The organism is Phreatobacter aquiterrae, assembly GCF_053471285.1.
The window spans coordinates 252,962-268,201 of record NZ_JBJPHW010000003.1 but is presented as its reverse complement, the minus strand read 5'-3'; the positions used below and the strand labels follow the sequence as shown (position 1 = coordinate 268,201).

The window sequence follows — 15,240 nt, the reverse complement described above, 5'->3', positions numbered from 1 at the left end:
CGCCATCTCCCGGACCTTGAGAGAGAGACGACCAGCCATGCGGACCCGCCTTTTCGCCACAGCCGTCGCGACCGCGCTGTGTGCCTCCGCTGCCGGTGCGCAGACCCTCGCCTATCGCGACGCCGGACCGCGCGGCCTCAACGGCTCGACCTACACGACGGGGCGCGTCCCCGGCGATTCCAGCGCCTCTGCCTCCGAGGATCTCAGGCTGCGCGGACCGGCAGGAGCCCTGTTCTTCCGCGATCCGCGTTTCCAGAACCGGCTGCTGCCCTGCGACGAACCGGGGGCGCTGGAGCGCATCCAGGAGACCTTCGCCGAGAAGGAGGCGCGCTTCTGGAATTCGTCGCTCGCCATCCGCGGCTTCGACCGCGTCCGGCTGGTGAGCAGCAATCCCTGGGGTCAGAACAACATACCCCGCCGCTTCTGCTCGGCCCGCGCCCATCTCTCCGACGGCCGCGTGCGCACCGTCAGCTACGCCATCCTTGAGGATCAGAGCATCATCGGCGCCACCTGGGGCGTGGAATGGTGCGTCCACGGGCTCGACCGCGGCCGCAGCTTCGACCCGGCCTGCCGGATGGCGCGGCCCTGAGCGTCAGTCGCGCCAACCTGAAATAAGTTCTTGATTTGTTCTCAATCTGCGGTTAGGGTTGCAGCCGCTGAGAGGGGGAGGTTGCCCATGGTCGCCCGCATGCTCGCATGGTGTCGCGTCGTTGCCGCCGCATCCCTCCTCGCCGCCTCCGCGGCCGCCTCTCCGGCCCTCGCCCAGGCGCGGCCCGGCGCAACGCCCGGCGAGTTCGACTTCTGGGTTCTGGCGCTGAGCTGGTCGCCGTCCTTCTGTGAGGCGACGGGCGAGCGCACGTCACGCTCCATGCAATGTGCCGGCGACCGGCCCTTCCACTTCGTCGTCCATGGCCTGTGGCCGCAGTTCCACCGCGGCTTCCCGGAATATTGCCAGGTGCCTGCCGGCGAGCTGGAGCGGCGCACCGTCAACGCCATGCTCGACATCATGCCGGCCCCCGGCTTGGTGCGCCATCAATGGGCCAAGCACGGCACCTGTTCCGGTGCACGTTCGCCGGGCGCCTATTTCGAGCAGGTGCGGCAGGCGCGCGCCAAGGTGCGCATCCCGACCGAATACGAGAGCATCGCCGAGCCGCGCATGGTGACGCCGGACGAGGTCGAGGAGGCCTTCGTGCGCGCCAATCCCGGACTCACCCGCGAGATGATCGCCGTGCAATGCGACAATCGCCGGCTGCGCGAGGTGCGGGTCTGCATCGGCCGGGACATGAACTTCACCGCCTGCCAGGAGATCGACCGCCGCGCCTGCCGCCGCGACCGCTTGGTGATGCCGCCGGTTCGCCCGGGCCGCAGCTGACGGATATCCGCGCGGCGCGTTAACCCCTGAATCGCACCGGGAACGGACCATGTCCGAATCAGGTCCATGACCCCGTTTCCTGATTGTCCGCTGCGACCTGGGGCTTTTTGGAGGGTTCGGCGGGCCTGACGGTTCCGCCGCGGCACCGTTCCGGTCGCTGCGGGCCATCCGTTCCTGAACCGCCCGTCCCGTTCCGGGAGCCGTAAAGACGCGCGGGCTCGCAACACGGCGAACCCTGCCGGACGCCGCATCGGCCGGTCGCGCACTATGGTGTTAACGCCTGGATCGCGGCGGGAACGGACCATGTCCGAATCGGGTCGCAGGCGACGTTCGCTGTCCGTCCGGCGGGTGCGACAGCCCATCCGGAGGGGCGATGCTCGCACCGGCGCATCATCGTCGCATCGCTGCCCGCAAAAGGCGGCCGTGCCCGTTAACCCATGCGTCCCGCGCCGGGACACCTCAGGCGAGCGCGCTCAGATAGCGCACCGGCCGCTGGCCGATCACCGCCTGCGCCGCGTGCAGGATGGCGTTGGTATCGATGCCGTGGTGCCGGTAGAGATCGTCTACCGTGCCGGTCTGGCCGAAATGCTCGACGCCGAGCGAGCGGACGCGGTGGCCATGCACCGCGCCGAGCCAGGCGAGGGTCGCCGGATGGCCATCGATGACGGTGACGAGGCCGCAGTCGCGCGACAGGGGCGCGAGCAGCCGCTCGACATGGCTCGTCGCGCCGGCATGGCCGCGCTGGCGGGCGCGTTCGGCCGCCGTCCAGCCGGCATTGAGCCGGTCCGCTGAGGTGATGGCGAGCACGCCGACGTCGCGATGCGTCTCGGCGAGCAGTCCCGCCGCCGCGATCGCTTCCGGCGCCACCGCACCCATATAGGCGATGACGACCTCCGCATTGGGGCCGGGCCGGCGCATCCAGTAGCCGCCGTTGATGACGTCGGCCGCAAGCCCCGCGTCCATGGCGCGCTGCGGCTGGTCGATGCTGCGGGTCGACAGGCGCAGATAGACCGATCCGCCGGTCTCGTCGCGCAGCCAGGTCTCCTCGTCCGGGTCGCCCTCGCCGTCGCGCTGCATGTAGTCGAAGCCGAAGCGCATGATGGTGGCAAGTTCGTCGACGAAGGCAGGCTCGAAGGCGGCCAGGCCGTCCTGCGCCATGCCGATCAGCGGCGTGCCGATCGACTGGTGCGCGCCGCCCTCCGGCGCCAGTGTCACGCCGGACGGCGTCGCCACCAGCATGAAGCGGGCGTCCTGGTAGCAGGCATAGTTCAGGGCATCGAGGCCGCGCTGGATGAAGGGATCGTAGAGGGTCCCGACCGGCAGGAGCCGCTCGCCATGGATGGAATGGGCGAGGCCGAGCGCCGAGAGCATGATGAAGAGGTTCATCTCGGCGATGCCGAGTTCCACATGCTGGCCCTTCGGCGAGAAATCCCAGGTGAAGGTGGAGGGAATGCGCTCCTGCCGGAAGGTGTCGGCCAGCGCCTCGCGCGCGAAGAGGCCGCGGCGGTTGACGAAGGCGCCGAGATTGGTCGAGACGGTGACATCCGGCGAGGTCGTGACGATGCGGTCGGCGAAGGGCTCGTTGCCGCGCGCGATCTCGTTGAGGATCAGGCCGAAGCCCTGCTGCGTCGCCATGGCCGGCTGCATCGGCACGGCGAGCGTCGCCGGGATCGGCAGCTTCGCCCCCCGATAGCGCCGGCGTCCGCGCGCCGCGAAGGGCACGGCCTTCAGGAAGGCCTCGATGTCCTTCGCGGCCACATCCAGACCCTCGAACCTCTCCCACTCGAAGCCGGGCCTGACGCCCATGTTGGCGCGGAACGCCTCCATCTGCGCCGGCGTCATCAGCCCGGCGTGGTTGTCCTTGTGGCCCTGGAACGGCAGGCCGAAGCCCTTGATCGTGTAGGCGATGAAGCAGACGGGCCGGTCGTGGTCGATGCTCGCGAAGGCCTCCAGCAGCGAGGGCAGGTCGTGGCCGGCAAGATTGGTCATCAGGCGGGCGAGTTCGGCATCCGACCGCCGCTCGACGAGCGCCGTCACCGCGGCCTGGTCGCCGATGTCGTCGAGGAGACGCTTCCGCCAGGCTGCCCCGCCCTGGTAGCAGAGCGCCGCGTAGAGCTGATTCGGACAGGAATCGATCCAGCGGCGCAGCGCCTCGCCGCCCGGTTCGGCGAAGGCGGCCTCCAGCAGCTTGCCGTACTTCAGGATCACCACGTCCCAGCCGAAGTTGCGGAACATGGATTCGAAGCGTTCCCACAGGCCCTCGCGGACGACGGCGTCCAGGCTCTGGCGGTTGTAGTCGACCACCCACCAGGTGTTGCGCAGGCCGTGCTTCCAGCCCTCGATCAGCGCCTCGTAGATGTTGCCCTCGTCCATCTCGGCATCGCCGATGAGGGCGACCATGCGCCCCTCCGGCCGATCGAGCCCCCAGCCGTGGGCGCGCACATAGTCCTGCGCCAGGGATGAGAACAGCGTCTGCGCCACGCCGAGCCCGACCGAGCCGGTGGAGAAGTCGACGTCGTCGATGTCCTTGGTGCGCGAGGGATAGCTCTGCGCGCCCTTGTAGCCACGGAAATTCTCCAGCTTCTCCCGCGTCTGGTTTCCGAGCAGGTACTGGATGGCATGGAAGTTCGGGCTCGCATGCGGCTTCACCGCCACCCGGTCCTCGGGCCGGAGCACGGCGAAGTAGAGCGCCGTCATGATGGTGGCGAGCGAGGCCGAGGACGCCTGGTGGCCGCCGACCTTCAGCCCGTCGCGGCTGTCGCGCAGGTGGTTGGCGTTGTGGATCGTCCAGGAGGCAAGCCAGAGGATCTTCCGCTCCAGCGCGGCGAGCATCGCGAGGCGGTCGGAGGCAGTGCGTTCGGTCATCGGCGGACATCCTGGAATGGCCGCGCGATCATGCCAAGAAGGCGTCGCAGCCTCCTGCCAAATGTCATCTGACATCTGCGACACAATTGGCAGCATCTGCTAATCAAACCCGAAACACTGGCAGAAAGTACCCATCATGAACCTCGATGCCATCGACCGCCGCATCCTGTCGGAACTCCAGCGCGACGGCCGCATGACCAACCAGGCGCTGGCCGAGCGCGTCGGCCTGTCGCCGACGCCCTGCCTCAGGCGCGTGCGGCGGCTGGAGGAGGACGGGGTCATCGGCGGCTATGTCGCCGTCGTCGACCAGCGCGCCGTCGACCTGCCGGTCAGCGTCTTCATCTCCATCAAGCTGGAGCGCCAGCGGGAGGAGGATCTCGACCGCTTCGCCGAGGCCGTGTCGCGCTGGCCGGAGGTGATGGAGTGCTACCTGATGACCGGCCAGCGCGACTATCTGATGCGCGTCGTCTGCGCCGACCTGCCGGCCTACGAGCGCTTCCTCAAGGCGAAGCTGACGCGGCTCGACGGCATCGCCTCCATCGAATCGAGCTTCGCGCTGGGCCAGGTCAAACACACGAACGTGTTGCCGATCAGCTGACGGCGGGACGGTCGCGCGGCGACATGCGCCTTTGACAGACGGGGGCGAGCCTCTAACCTCGAAGGGCCATCCAGCGAGGTCGAAGCCATGTCGCGCCTGTCCCGCCGCACCGTCCTGACCATGGCCGCCGCCTCGGCGGGCGCCGGCCTGTTCGGCCCCCGCGCCGGGGCGCAGGCGGGCACGGAAAGCCACGGCATCTCCTATTTCGGCGACCTGAAATACCCCGCCGGCTTCGCCCATTTCGACTACGTCAATCCGCAGGCGCCGAAGGGCGGGACCTTCGTCCACACCGCCTCGAGCTGGGCCTTCAACCAGAACCCGACGACCTTCAACACCATGAACACGCTGGTGCTGCGCGGCGACGCGCCTCCCGGCCTCGACGGCATTTTCGCCAGCCTCATGGCCGGCGGCGGCGACGAGCCCGATTCCATGTACGGCCTGGTGGCGGAGAAGGTCGCCATCTCCGAAGACGGCCTCGTCTATCGCTTCACGCTGCGCGACATCGCGACCTTCCACGACGGCTCGCCCGTCACCGCCGAAGACGTCGCCTGGTCGATTATGACCCTGAAGGAGAAGGGCCACCCGCTGTTGCGCGTCGTGCTGCGCGACGTCGCCGGCGCCGGCGCCGAGAGCGCCAAGGTGGTGGCGGTGACCTTCGCCAAGGGCCGGTCGCGCTCGCTGCCGCTCACCGTTGCCGGCCTGCCGATTCTGTCGAAGGCTTGGTACGCCAACCGCGACTTCGAGGCCTCGACCATGGACGTGCCGCTGGGGTCCGCCGCCTACAAGGTCGGGCGCTTCGAGGCCGGCCGCTTCATCGAATACGACCGTGTCAGGGACTGGTGGGGCGAGATGCTCCCGGTCTCGGTCGGCCAGAACAATTTCGACACCCTCCGCGTCGAGTTCTTCCGCGACCGCGACGTCGCCTTCGAGGCCTTCAAGAGCCGCACCTACACCTTCCGCGAGGAGTTCACCTCGCGCGCCTGGGCGACGCAATACGACTTCCCCGCCGCCCGCGACGGCCGCGTGGTCCGCCGCGAGGTCGCCGACGAGACGCCGTCCGGGGCGCAGGGCTGGTTCATCAACACCCGGCGCGAGAAGTTCGCCCACCCGAAGCTGCGCGAGGCGCTCGGCCTCGCCTTCGACTTCGAATGGACGAACAAGAACGTCATGTTCGACAGCTACAGGCGCACCCATTCCTTCTTCCAGAACTCGCCGATGATGGCGGTGGGCAAGCCCTCGCCCGAGGAACTCGCCATCCTCGAGCCCTTCCGCGGCAAGGCGCCGGACGAGGTCTTCGGCGACCCCTATGTGCCGCCGGTCTCCAACGGCTCCGGCCAGGACCGCGCCCTGCTGCGCCGCGCCACGCAGTTGCTGCGCGAGGCCGGCTTCACCCTGAAGGACAACCGCCTGCTCGACCCGGCCGGCAAGTCCATGACGGTGGAGTTCCTCGACTACGACAACTCGCTGGAGCGCCACACCCAGCCCTTCGTCGCCAACCTGAAGCGCCTCGGCATCGAGGCCGCCATCCGTCGGGTCGATTCCGCGCAGTACCAGTCACGCCTGAAGGACTACGACTTCGACCTGACGATCCGCCGCTACTCGCTCTCCCTTACCCCGGGCGAGTCGCTGCGCACCTTCTTCGGCTCCGAAAGCGGCCGGCAGCCGGGCTCGCAGAACCTCGCCGGTATCGCCGATCCCGTCGTCGATGCGCTGATCCAGAAGATCCTCGCGGTGAACTCGCGGCCCGAACTGACGACGCTGTGCCTGTGCCTCGACCGGGTGCTGCGCGCCGGCCGCTACTGGGTTCCGAACTGGTACAAGGCCTCGCACTGGATGGCCTACTGGGACCAGTTCGGCTTTCCCGAGAAGAAGCCGAAATACTCCCGCGGCGTGCCCGCGACGTGGTGGTTCGACCCGGCCAGGGCGGCGAAGCTGGAGCGGCCGTGATCTGCGCCGCTATTCGTGCCGCAGCGCCTCGATCGGATTGAGCCGGGCCGCCCGGCGGGCCGGGAAGAAGCCGAAGACGATGCCGACGAGGGCCGAGAACACGAAGGCGACGGCGACGATGCGGCCATCGACGATGAAGGGCACCTCGAGGAAGATCGCCGCGACATAGGCCATGGTCAGACCGAAGGCGATGCCGACAATGCCGCCGAACAGCGACAGGGCGACAGCCTCGATCAGGAACTGCGACAGCACCTGCCATTCCAGCGCCCCGATAGCGAGGCGCACGCCGATCTCGCGGGTGCGCTCGGTCACCGACACCAGCATGATGTTCATGATGCCGATGCCGCCGACGAGGAGGCTGACCGCGGCCACCGCGCCGAGCAGGGCGGTGAGCATGGCGGTGGTGCCGGCGGCGGTCTGCGCCATCTGCCGCATGTCGCGGACGGTGAAGTCGTCCTCGCGGCCGACCGCGATGTTGCGCCGCTCGCGCAGGAGGCGCTCGATATCGGCCTGGACGCGCTGCGTGTCGACGCCGTCGCGGGCCGAGACGGCGATGCGCGGCACGTCGGTATTGCCGGCGAGCCGGCGCTGGAACATGCGCAGCGGCACCAGCACGACGTCGTCCTGATCCGTGCCGAAACTGCTCTGGCCCTTGGATTCGAGAACGCCGATCACCTCGCAGGAGACGCCGGCGACGCGGATGTTGCGCTCGAGCGGGCTCAGGGGCCCGAACAGCCGGTCCCGCACTGTCTTGCCGAGGATGCAGGCGGCGCGGCCGGCGCGGATGTCGCTTTCGAGGAACGACCGGCCGGCGACCAGCGGCCAGTCCTGCGCGATGAAGAAGGCCTCGTCGGTCCCGGTGACCGTGGTGATGCGGCTCTCCGTGCCGAAGATGACGGTGGCCGACTTCTGCGCCAGCGGCGCCGCCGCCCTGAGGCCGCCGATCTGGGTCTTGATGGCCTCCACATCGCGGATGGTGAAGGCGCGGGCGTCGGAACTGGCGCGGCCGGGGCCCATCTGCCCGCGGTTGACGTGCAGGAGGTTGGTGCCGAGCTTCGACATTTCCTCGGTGACGCGGGCCGTCGTGCCGTTGCCGATGGTGACCATGGCGATGACCGCGCCGACGCCGATGACGATGCCGAGCACGGTAAGGAACGAGCGCAGCGCGTTGCGCATGATCGCCCTGAGCGCCAGCTTGACCGATTCCAGGAACATCAGCCGGCCTCCCCGCGCAGGCGGTCGCTCTCGACGCGGCCGTCGACGAAGCGGACGACCCGCCGCGCATGGGCCGCGATGTCGTCCTCATGCGTCACCATGACCACCGTGATGTGCTGGTCGCGGTTGAGGCTGGTGACGAGCTCCATGATTTCCCGGCTGGTGCGGGTGTCGAGGTTGCCGGTCGGCTCGTCGGCGAGCAGCAGGGCCGGATTGGTGACGATTGCGCGGGCGATGGCGACGCGCTGCTGCTGGCCGCCCGACAGTTCGCCCGAGGTGTGGTGCTCGCGGCCCTTCAGCCCGACCCGGTCGAGGGCGTCCATGGCGAGCGCCCGGCGTTCCGCCTGGGGCGATCCGCGGTAGATCAGCGGCAGCTCGACATTCTCCAGCGCCGTGGTGCGGGCGAGCAGGTTGAAGTGCTGGAAGACGAAGCCGATGAGGTTGCGCCGGATCAGCGCCCGCTGGTTGCGCGCCATCTGGCCGACCTCGACGCCCTGGAACAGGTAGTCCCCGGCGCTCGGCGTATCGAGGCAGCCGATGATGTTCATCGCCGTTGATTTACCCGACCCGGAGGGGCCCATGATGGCGACGAACTCGCCTTCCTCGATGATCAGGCTGACATCGTCCAGCGCGTGGACGGCGACCTCACCCTCGCCGTAGATCTTGCTGACATGCTCCAGCGCAATGAGAGGCGGCGAGCCCGGCGGCACCCTGTCCGGGGCCATCGTCACCGCCCCGTGCCCGCCTGGTCGACAATCACGGCCTGTCCCTCGGCCAGCGGGCCCTCGCGCACCTCGGTGCGCCGGCCGTCGCTGACCCCGATGACGATCGAAACCGTCTCGGGCCCGTTCGCACCCTCGATCCAGACCGTCCGGTTCGGACCCGTTGGATCGCGCGGGCTGGTCGTTCTCTGCGGCGGCCCCGGCATGAGGCGGCTGAGAAAGCCGCGCTGGTCCCGCTGGGTGGTTGGCGGGCGATAACGCAGGGCGGCGTTGGGCACGAGGAGGGCGTTCGCCACCTCGCTCGTGCGGATCTCCGCCGTCGCGGTCATGCCCGGCCGCAGCAGCAGCTCGGAATTGTCGATGACGAGGATCGCCTTGTAGGTGACGACGCCCTGGATGGTCTCGGAGGCGAACCGGACGTCCTTGATCGTGGCGGGAAACTTGCGATCCGAAAAGGCGTCCACCGAGAAGCTGGCGCTCTGGCCCGGCCGGACCTTGCCGACATCGGCCTCGTCGACGTCGATCTGCAGCTCCATCTGCCTGAGGTCCTCAGCGATGGAGAACATGACCGGGGCCTGCATGGTCGCCACCACGGTCTGGCCGGGATCGACGTTGCGCTTCAGCACCACGCCGTTGATCGGCGAGCGGACCACCGCCTTGGCGAGATTGGTCTCGTTCAGCCGGAGCTCGGCCTCGGCGGCGCCGACATCGGCCTGGGCGCTGCTCAGCGTGGCGACGGCCCGGTCATACGTGGCCTGGGCGACGTCGAGATCGTGGGCCGAGGCGATGGAGCGCTGGGCCAGCGTCCTCTTGCGGGTGAGGTCCCGTTCCGTCTGCAGGATGGTCGCCAGCGCCTCGGCGACGCGCGCCTTCGCGGCCTGGAGCTTCGCCCGCGAGTTGTCCACGGTGGCGTTCAGCTTGTCGGTGTCGATCTCGGCCAGCACCTGGCCGACGGTCACCGGGGAATTGTAGTCGACCAGCACGCGGCGGATCATGCCGGTGATCTCGCTGGAGACATCCACCTTCTTGGTCGGCTGCACCGATCCGGTGGCGGTGACGAGCACCACCAGCGTGCCCCGCGCCACCGGCTCGGTGACGTAGCGGACGGCGCTGCCCGCGCCGCGCAGCGTCCAGAATCCCGCGAGCCCGGCGATGGCCAGGGCGCCGATCACGCCGAGGGAGAGGCCCCACAGCCGCAACCGGCCCGATCGTCCGCCGGTGCGGGTGCCGAGAACTGCCTGGATGTCCGGCCGGCCGGGTGTGGTCATCTGTGTCCCTCGGATGGCGGGCGGGAGGCCGGTGACGGCGGTCTGGTCGCCCGAGCCTGTGGTGCTATCCTGGGCGCGCGCCACGTCACCCGCCATTTTGCGGTCTTCTCGCTAGCATTCCTGGTGTCCGCGGCCGTTGATCGAGAACAAAGCCCGCCCCGGATCGGCCGATGCCACCTTGCGCGGCGCGGCCGGCTGGGTCCTCATGGCGTCATGCGTTTCGCCCTGCGTCGGCGGCGCCCCGAACGGATCGCTGGAGGAGCCCCATGTCGAGACCCTGTCGCCTGTCCCGCGCCCGCCCGGGCGCATGGGTCGTCGCCGCCCTGATGGCTGCCGCCGGTCTGACGGCCGGCGACGCCGCCGCCGCCAGCATCCAGCGCGGCCAGACGCTGGCCCGCACCTATTGCGCCACCTGCCACGCCATCGACCGCACCTCGCCGAGCCCGCTGACCATCGCGCCGCCCTTCCGCGAGCTGCATCGCCGCTATCCCGTGGAGAACCTCTCCGAGGCGCTGGCGGAAGGCATCATGACCGGCCACCCCTCCATGCCGCAGTTCCGCTTCGACCCCGACCAGATCGAGGACTTCATCTCGTTTCTGAAGAGCCTCGAGCCGAGGCGCAGGTGAGGGCCCCCTGGTCGCTGATCTGTGTATCAAAGTTGACATTTGGGAGGCGGTCTGTGTATCTTGATGCACATGGTCGAGGTGCGCCAGACGGAGGTCTTCGTTGCCTGGGTGGCGGCGCTTCGTGACCTTCAGGCGAAGGCGCGCATCGTTGCCCGCATTCGCCGGATGGAGCTTGGCAATCCGGGCGATGTGAAGCCGATCGGCGGCGGCGTGAGCGAAATGCGCATCACCCACGGACCGGGCTACCGGCTTTACTTCACCCGCCGGGGCGGGGCGATCGTCATCCTGCTCTGCGGCGGCGACAAGAGCACCCAGCAGGACGACATCAGGCTGGCGCAGCAGATGGCGAGGGAGGTCTGACCATGGCGATCCGGACGATGAAGTTCGACATCCTCGACCACCTGCGGACGCCCGAGGAGCAGGTCGCCTATATCGAGGCGGCACTCGAGGAGGGCGATCCCTCCTTCATCGCGGCGGCCATCGGCGACATCGCACGCGCCCGCGGCGTCACGGCCTTCGCCGCCGAGACCGGCCTCAGCCGCGAGGCCATCTACAAGGCGTTCAGGGTCGGCGGGAACCCGACCCTCGATACGCTGTCGAAGGTGACCTCGGCGCTCGGGCTGCGCCTGACAGTGACGCCGGCGCGCTGAGGCGTTCGATGCGTGCTTGGGAAGAAGATGGTGCTGCGAGAGAGGATTGAACTCTCGACCTCTCCCTTACCAAGGGAGTGCTCTACCACTGAGCTACCGCAGCGAAGGCACCCGAAGCGCGAAACGGTGCGCGGTGCGAACGGGACGCTTCCCTGCCACAGGGGGCGGCGCGATGCAAGGGCCGGGCGGCGCTTTGGCGAAACCGTTGCGCCGGTGCGGTCCCGCGGCCAGATTGGCGCCGGGCGGCCGTCAGCCGGCGGCAAGCCCCGCGGACAGGGATCGGCATCAGGGACCAAGCGGCATGAATGAGGGGCCGGAAGGCGGCGGCGGACCGAAGGTCGGGGACGAGGCAGACGCGCCGGTCTCCGAGACGAAGGCTGCGGGCAGACCCGCCGCAGGCCCTGCCGATGCCCGTGCGGCGCGTCTCGCCGCCCAGCTCAAGGCCAATTTGCAGCGCCGCAAGGCCCAGGCGCGCGGCCGGGCCGCGGGGCCGGACGAGGCCGAATGAGGACACGCGGCGGGCCGCGCCGACGCGCGGCATGTTTCCGCCGCCGGGCCTTCCTTGTTTCGCCCCGTTTGGTCGGCTAGACGAATGCCGGGCCGCGGCGGCACCATCGTGCAAGAGACCTGCGCGATTCGACGCCCGGGGCGACCTCCGCTCCAGCCCTCCCTCCGAGGAGTTCCGCATGGACCGCATCCGCATCACGGGTGGCCGCCCGCTTCACGGCAGCATTCCGATCTCGGGCGCCAAGAACGCCGCGCTGCCGCTGATGATCGCCTCGCTCCTGACCGAGGACGAGCTGACGCTGGCCAATGTGCCGCGCCTCTCCGACGTGTCGAACCTCGCCCGCATCCTCGGCAATCACGGCGTCGACGTCACCATCGCCGGCAAGCGCAACGGCGACGAGGTGCTCACCGGCCAGACCGTGCGCCTCAACGCCCGCTCCATCGTCGATACCACGGCGCCCTACGAGCTGGTCTCCACCATGCGCGCGAGCTTCTGGGTCATCGCGCCGCTGCTCGCCCGCATGGGACGCGCCAGGGTCTCGCTGCCCGGTGGCTGCGCCATCGGCACGCGCCCCGTGGACCTCCTCCTGATGGCGCTGGAGTGCCTCGGCGCGAGGATCGACATCGATGCCGGCTATGCCGTCGTCTCCGCCGAGAAGGGCCTGAAGGGCGCCGAGATCGATTTCCCCAAGGTGACGGTCGGCGGCACCCATGTGGCGCTGATGGCCGCCGCCCTCGCCGACGGCACCACGGTCATCCACAATGCGGCGCGCGAGCCGGAGATCGTCGACCTTGCCGACTGCCTGGTGAAGATGGGCGCGCGGATCCGCGGCCACGGCTCCTCCACCATCGAGATCACCGGCGTGTCGCGCCTGCGCGGTGCGCACCACGCGGTGGTCGCCGACCGCATCGAGACCGGCACCTATGCCATGTGCGTGGCCATGGCCGGCGGCGACGTGCTGCTGGAGGGCGCCCGTCCCGAACTGTTGCAGTCCGCCCTCGATGTGCTCGCCGAGGCGGGCGCGGAGATCTCCTCGACCAACGAGGGCATCCGCGTGAAGCGCAACGGCCACGGCCTCGAGCCGGTGACGGTGACGACGGAGCCCTATCCGGGCTTCCCGACCGACCTGCAGGCCCAGCTCATGGGCCTGATGACGCGTGCCAAGGGCTCCTCGCGCATCACCGAGACGATCTTCGAGAACCGCTTCATGCACGTGCAGGAGCTTGCCCGGCTCGGCGCGCATATCCACCTCGACGGGCAGACCGCGACGATCGAGGGTGTGGAGACGCTGAAGGGCGCCCCGGTCATGGCGACCGACCTGCGCGCCTCGGTGTCGCTGGTGATCGCCGCGCTGGCGGCGCAGGGCGAGACCACCGTCAGCCGGGTCTATCATCTTGACCGCGGGTTCGAGCGCCTGGAGACCAAGCTCGCAGCCTGCGGCGCCGATATCGAGCGCCTCTCCGCCGGCTGAGGCTCACCTTCCGTTACGTCAATATTTTCGCAACCCGACGCTGCGATGATCACCGCCGTTCTGTGAGGTGGCGGCGCCGCGATGGCCAGTGATCGACGATCCAGCATCAAAGACCGGCGCGCCGGCGGCCGCCGCCAGGATCTGCGCTACACGGCGCGGATCGAAAGCCTTGCCGACGGGACGGAAATCCCCTGCACCCTGTTGGACGTGTCGCAGACGGGGGCGCGGCTGGTGGCGCGGGAACCGGAGCTTGTTCCCGACGAATTCCTGCTGAGGCTCGCCGTCGGACGTCAGGCGCTCCGGCACTGTGCCGTGGTCTGGCGCGACGGCGCGAATATCGGCGTGCGCTTCATCGTAGCGCCGGACCCCGAACCCTGACATTCCGCGATGCTCAGGGAAAAGGCGCCCCCTTGCGGGAGCGCCTTCGCCGGCATGGCCGAAATCAGGGTCGAGGTCAGCTGCAGCGGCGCTCGCGGCGGATGACGACGGTGCCGTTCGGGCGCTCTGAGCGCACGGTGATGTCCCGGCAACGCTCGCGGCTGCGGCCGTAACGCTCCGAGCGGCCCTCGCGAATGACGACGCGGTCGGGACCACGGCGCTCGCCGACGATTTCGCGGTCGGGGCCACGGCCGCGGCGATAGCCCGGACGGTCCTCACCGGCGCGCACCGAGATGCCGCTCTCGCCGGCGCGGATGCGCAGGTCCTGTGCGAATGACGGGGTGGCGAAGAGAAGTGTGGCGGCAAGCGCGCCGAGCGACAGATATTTCATGGGGTCCTCCCGATGGTCAGGACACCGATAACGAACGGTATCCCGGAAGGTTCCTCGTGCTGGAAATGCAAATTGTATCGTGCCGTCGAGACAACAACGCCCGCATGCCGGATCGACATGCGGGCGCTAGAAAGTGGTGCCAGACGAGGCGCCACGGCTGCCATACCATCTCGTGTTGGAAAACGATAAATACCCTGAAATGAGACGTCAGGCGCCCTGATGTGGAGTCTCTGTCGCGGACTTGGGCGGCGACGGCCCCATCTGCGCGGAAATCCCTGGAGATTTCGATGCAAGTGCGCCAAGCCTTTAAGGCGGGAACCGACTTGCCAATGGCGGTACCCGACATCATTCTTGGCCTGAAGAGACGATATTCTGGTCAATGTCGGCTAAAGACGCAGGAGACGCGCCATGTTCAAGAAAATCCTCGTGCCCGTCGACATCCACGAGCCGGAAGTCGCAGCACCCGGCGTGATGGCCGCGACCGAACTCGCGAAGACCTATGACGGCGAGATCAGGCTCGTGCATGTGCGCGCGATCCTGCCGACCGGCTCACTCGACTCTGTGCCGCACGACTATTACGCGAAGCTCGAGGCCCATTCGAATGCCGGCCTGGAGGCGGCGGCCACGACGGTGGCGCTGCCCGCCGACCGTGTCTCGACGGCGAGCCGCATGGGGTCGGTCCATGACGAGGTGCTCGACGAGGCGAAGTCCTGGGGAGCCGACCTCATCGTTGTCGGCGCGCACCGGCGCTCCATGGCGAGCTATCTCCTGGGCTCTTCCGCTGCCGCCATCGCCCGCCACGCCACTTGCGCCGTGTTGATCGTGCGCAGCGACAAGGCAGCCAAGCTGTTTGGTTGAGGGGCGGGACCGTCGACGGCGGAGCCGACAGCGCGGAGTTGAGGAAGGCTTGGGACGTTTCAGCCGGAGGCTGAGCGACGTGCTGTTTTGGCATCCGCCGGCTGGCCGTGTTGGGATTTTCGCCCAATGACCACATCGGATACCAACAAATCGGTTGGATGCAACCGGCTGGCGTCGGACCCAGCAGGACCACCAGGCAACAAAAAAGCCCGGCGAACCGGGCTTTTCTGCGGGTTTCTGGACGATCTTTGATCGTCTGAAACATGAAATTGGTGCCCAGAAGAGGACTCGAACCTCCACGCCTCGCGGCGCTGCTACCTGAAAGCAGTGCGTCTACCAATTCCGCCATCTGGGCGAAGGCGGCTCTCTTA

Annotated in this window: 16 protein-coding genes and 2 tRNA genes; 11 read left to right on the top strand and 7 right to left on the bottom strand. The window is 68.6% G+C overall.

The genetic code is table 11. The annotated features are described in order from the left end of the window. Window positions 1–37: 37 nt before the first annotated feature. Together ACJ4V0_RS06385 and ACJ4V0_RS06380 are read left to right on the top strand one after the other, a co-directional pair. Window positions 38–589 (top strand): hypothetical protein, encoded by a 552-nt coding sequence (locus tag ACJ4V0_RS06385; RefSeq protein WP_448298722.1) that lies wholly within the window; start codon window positions 38–40, stop codon window positions 587–589. Between the two features lie 87 nt (window positions 590–676). Continuing rightward, window positions 677–1,372, top strand: a complete 696-nt coding sequence (locus ACJ4V0_RS06380; RefSeq protein ID WP_448298721.1) for a ribonuclease T2 family protein — start codon at window positions 677–679, stop codon at window positions 1,370–1,372. A 459-nt stretch (window positions 1,373–1,831) separates the two neighbouring features. Here ACJ4V0_RS06380 and ACJ4V0_RS06375 read toward each other — a convergent pair whose 3' ends face one another. Next, the gene (locus ACJ4V0_RS06375; RefSeq protein ID WP_448298720.1) at window positions 1,832–4,237 is read right to left on the bottom strand and encodes a thiamine pyrophosphate-binding protein; all 2,406 of its coding nucleotides are present in this window, start codon (window positions 4,235–4,237) and stop codon (window positions 1,832–1,834) included. 136 nt (window positions 4,238–4,373) lie between these two features. Between ACJ4V0_RS06375 and ACJ4V0_RS06370 the strand changes: the two genes are divergently transcribed. Beyond that, window positions 4,374–4,835, top strand: a complete 462-nt coding sequence (locus tag ACJ4V0_RS06370; protein ID WP_448298719.1) for an Lrp/AsnC family transcriptional regulator — start codon at window positions 4,374–4,376, stop codon at window positions 4,833–4,835. Window positions 4,836–4,922: 87 nt separating this feature from the next. Further along, window positions 4,923–6,782 (top strand): extracellular solute-binding protein, encoded by a 1,860-nt coding sequence (locus tag ACJ4V0_RS06365; RefSeq protein WP_448298718.1) that lies wholly within the window; start codon window positions 4,923–4,925, stop codon window positions 6,780–6,782. 9 nt (window positions 6,783–6,791) lie between these two features. Here the strand turns inward: ACJ4V0_RS06365 and ACJ4V0_RS06360 are convergent, their stop codons facing one another. Genes ACJ4V0_RS06360 through ACJ4V0_RS06350 form a run of 3 tightly spaced genes read right to left on the bottom strand, consistent with a single transcriptional unit; the run spans window position 6,792 to window position 9,987 of the window. Next, on the bottom strand, window positions 6,792–7,997 hold the full coding sequence (locus tag ACJ4V0_RS06360) for an ABC transporter permease (RefSeq protein WP_448298717.1): 1,206 nt from the start codon (window positions 7,995–7,997) through the stop codon (window positions 6,792–6,794). Continuing rightward, window positions 7,997–8,722 (bottom strand): ABC transporter ATP-binding protein, encoded by a 726-nt coding sequence (locus tag ACJ4V0_RS06355; RefSeq protein WP_448298716.1) that lies wholly within the window; start codon window positions 8,720–8,722, stop codon window positions 7,997–7,999. Before ACJ4V0_RS06355 ends, ACJ4V0_RS06360 begins: the two co-directional genes overlap by 1 nt. Before the next feature lie 2 nt (window positions 8,723–8,724). Further along, window positions 8,725–9,987: an efflux RND transporter periplasmic adaptor subunit gene (locus tag ACJ4V0_RS06350; protein WP_448298715.1), complete on the bottom strand. Its 1,263-nt coding sequence runs from the start codon at window positions 9,985–9,987 to the stop codon at window positions 8,725–8,727. A gap of 326 nt (window positions 9,988–10,313) precedes the next feature. Here ACJ4V0_RS06350 and ACJ4V0_RS06345 point away from each other — a divergent pair, with 326 nt between their 5' ends. The 3 genes from ACJ4V0_RS06345 to ACJ4V0_RS06335 all read left to right on the top strand — a co-directional run bounded on the left by ACJ4V0_RS06345 (window position 10,314) and on the right by ACJ4V0_RS06335 (window position 11,263). Next, window positions 10,314–10,613: a c-type cytochrome gene (locus tag ACJ4V0_RS06345; protein WP_448298942.1), complete on the top strand. Its 300-nt coding sequence runs from the start codon at window positions 10,314–10,316 to the stop codon at window positions 10,611–10,613. Window positions 10,614–10,682: 69 nt separating this feature from the next. Next, complete coding sequence (locus tag ACJ4V0_RS06340; RefSeq protein WP_448298941.1) at window positions 10,683–10,973, top strand: type II toxin-antitoxin system RelE/ParE family toxin; 291 nt, start codon at window positions 10,683–10,685, stop codon at window positions 10,971–10,973. Window positions 10,974–10,975: 2 nt separating this feature from the next. Continuing rightward, window positions 10,976–11,263: an addiction module antidote protein gene (locus ACJ4V0_RS06335; protein ID WP_448298714.1), complete on the top strand. Its 288-nt coding sequence runs from the start codon at window positions 10,976–10,978 to the stop codon at window positions 11,261–11,263. A gap of 28 nt (window positions 11,264–11,291) precedes the next feature. Here ACJ4V0_RS06335 and ACJ4V0_RS06330 read toward each other — a convergent pair. Then, window positions 11,292–11,366, bottom strand: a tRNA-Thr gene (locus tag ACJ4V0_RS06330). Between the two features lie 198 nt (window positions 11,367–11,564). On the opposite strand from ACJ4V0_RS06330, the gene ACJ4V0_RS06325 reads away from it, so the two are divergent. The 3 genes from ACJ4V0_RS06325 (at window position 11,565) to ACJ4V0_RS06315 (ending at window position 13,620) form a co-directional block, all read left to right on the top strand. Further along, complete coding sequence (locus ACJ4V0_RS06325) at window positions 11,565–11,771, top strand: hypothetical protein (protein WP_448298713.1); 207 nt, start codon at window positions 11,565–11,567, stop codon at window positions 11,769–11,771. A 178-nt stretch (window positions 11,772–11,949) separates the two neighbouring features. After that, a complete protein-coding gene (gene murA / locus ACJ4V0_RS06320; RefSeq protein ID WP_448298712.1) occupies window positions 11,950–13,242 on the top strand; it encodes a UDP-N-acetylglucosamine 1-carboxyvinyltransferase in 1,293 nt (430 codons plus the stop codon). 81 nt (window positions 13,243–13,323) lie between these two features. Beyond that, the gene (locus ACJ4V0_RS06315; RefSeq protein ID WP_448298711.1) at window positions 13,324–13,620 is read left to right on the top strand and encodes a PilZ domain-containing protein; all 297 of its coding nucleotides are present in this window, start codon (window positions 13,324–13,326) and stop codon (window positions 13,618–13,620) included. 76 nt (window positions 13,621–13,696) lie between these two features. Here the strand turns inward: ACJ4V0_RS06315 and ACJ4V0_RS06310 are convergent, their stop codons facing one another. Next, on the bottom strand, window positions 13,697–14,011 hold the full coding sequence (locus tag ACJ4V0_RS06310; protein ID WP_448298710.1) for a hypothetical protein: 315 nt from the start codon (window positions 14,009–14,011) through the stop codon (window positions 13,697–13,699). 408 nt (window positions 14,012–14,419) lie between these two features. Here ACJ4V0_RS06310 and ACJ4V0_RS06305 point away from each other — a divergent pair, with 408 nt between their 5' ends. After that, entirely contained in the window at window positions 14,420–14,869 is a 450-nt protein-coding gene (locus ACJ4V0_RS06305) for a universal stress protein (protein WP_448298709.1), read from the top strand. Window positions 14,870–15,139: 270 nt separating this feature from the next. Here ACJ4V0_RS06305 and ACJ4V0_RS06300 read toward each other — a convergent pair. Continuing rightward, window positions 15,140–15,224, bottom strand: a tRNA-Leu gene (locus ACJ4V0_RS06300). Window positions 15,225–15,240: the final 16 nt, after the last annotated feature.

Coding starts and splice junctions, on each gene's coding strand:
- ACJ4V0_RS06385 (WP_448298722.1), top strand. CDS start 38: ATGCGGACCCGCCTTTTCGCCACAGCCGTCGCGACCGCGCTGTGTGCC.
- ACJ4V0_RS06380 (WP_448298721.1), top strand. CDS start 677: ATGGTCGCCCGCATGCTCGCATGGTGTCGCGTCGTTGCCGCCGCATCC.
- ACJ4V0_RS06375 (WP_448298720.1), bottom strand. CDS start 4,237: ATGACCGAACGCACTGCCTCCGACCGCCTCGCGATGCTCGCCGCGCTG.
- ACJ4V0_RS06370 (WP_448298719.1), top strand. CDS start 4,374: ATGAACCTCGATGCCATCGACCGCCGCATCCTGTCGGAACTCCAGCGC.
- ACJ4V0_RS06365 (WP_448298718.1), top strand. CDS start 4,923: ATGTCGCGCCTGTCCCGCCGCACCGTCCTGACCATGGCCGCCGCCTCG.
- ACJ4V0_RS06360 (WP_448298717.1), bottom strand. CDS start 7,997: ATGTTCCTGGAATCGGTCAAGCTGGCGCTCAGGGCGATCATGCGCAAC.
- ACJ4V0_RS06355 (WP_448298716.1), bottom strand. CDS start 8,722: ATGGCCCCGGACAGGGTGCCGCCGGGCTCGCCGCCTCTCATTGCGCTG.
- ACJ4V0_RS06350 (WP_448298715.1), bottom strand. CDS start 9,987: ATGACCACACCCGGCCGGCCGGACATCCAGGCAGTTCTCGGCACCCGC.
- ACJ4V0_RS06345 (WP_448298942.1), top strand. CDS start 10,314: ATGGCTGCCGCCGGTCTGACGGCCGGCGACGCCGCCGCCGCCAGCATC.
- ACJ4V0_RS06340 (WP_448298941.1), top strand. CDS start 10,683: ATGGTCGAGGTGCGCCAGACGGAGGTCTTCGTTGCCTGGGTGGCGGCG.
- ACJ4V0_RS06335 (WP_448298714.1), top strand. CDS start 10,976: ATGGCGATCCGGACGATGAAGTTCGACATCCTCGACCACCTGCGGACG.
- ACJ4V0_RS06325 (WP_448298713.1), top strand. CDS start 11,565: ATGAATGAGGGGCCGGAAGGCGGCGGCGGACCGAAGGTCGGGGACGAG.
- murA (WP_448298712.1), top strand. CDS start 11,950: ATGGACCGCATCCGCATCACGGGTGGCCGCCCGCTTCACGGCAGCATT.
- ACJ4V0_RS06315 (WP_448298711.1), top strand. CDS start 13,324: ATGGCCAGTGATCGACGATCCAGCATCAAAGACCGGCGCGCCGGCGGC.
- ACJ4V0_RS06310 (WP_448298710.1), bottom strand. CDS start 14,011: ATGAAATATCTGTCGCTCGGCGCGCTTGCCGCCACACTTCTCTTCGCC.
- ACJ4V0_RS06305 (WP_448298709.1), top strand. CDS start 14,420: ATGTTCAAGAAAATCCTCGTGCCCGTCGACATCCACGAGCCGGAAGTC.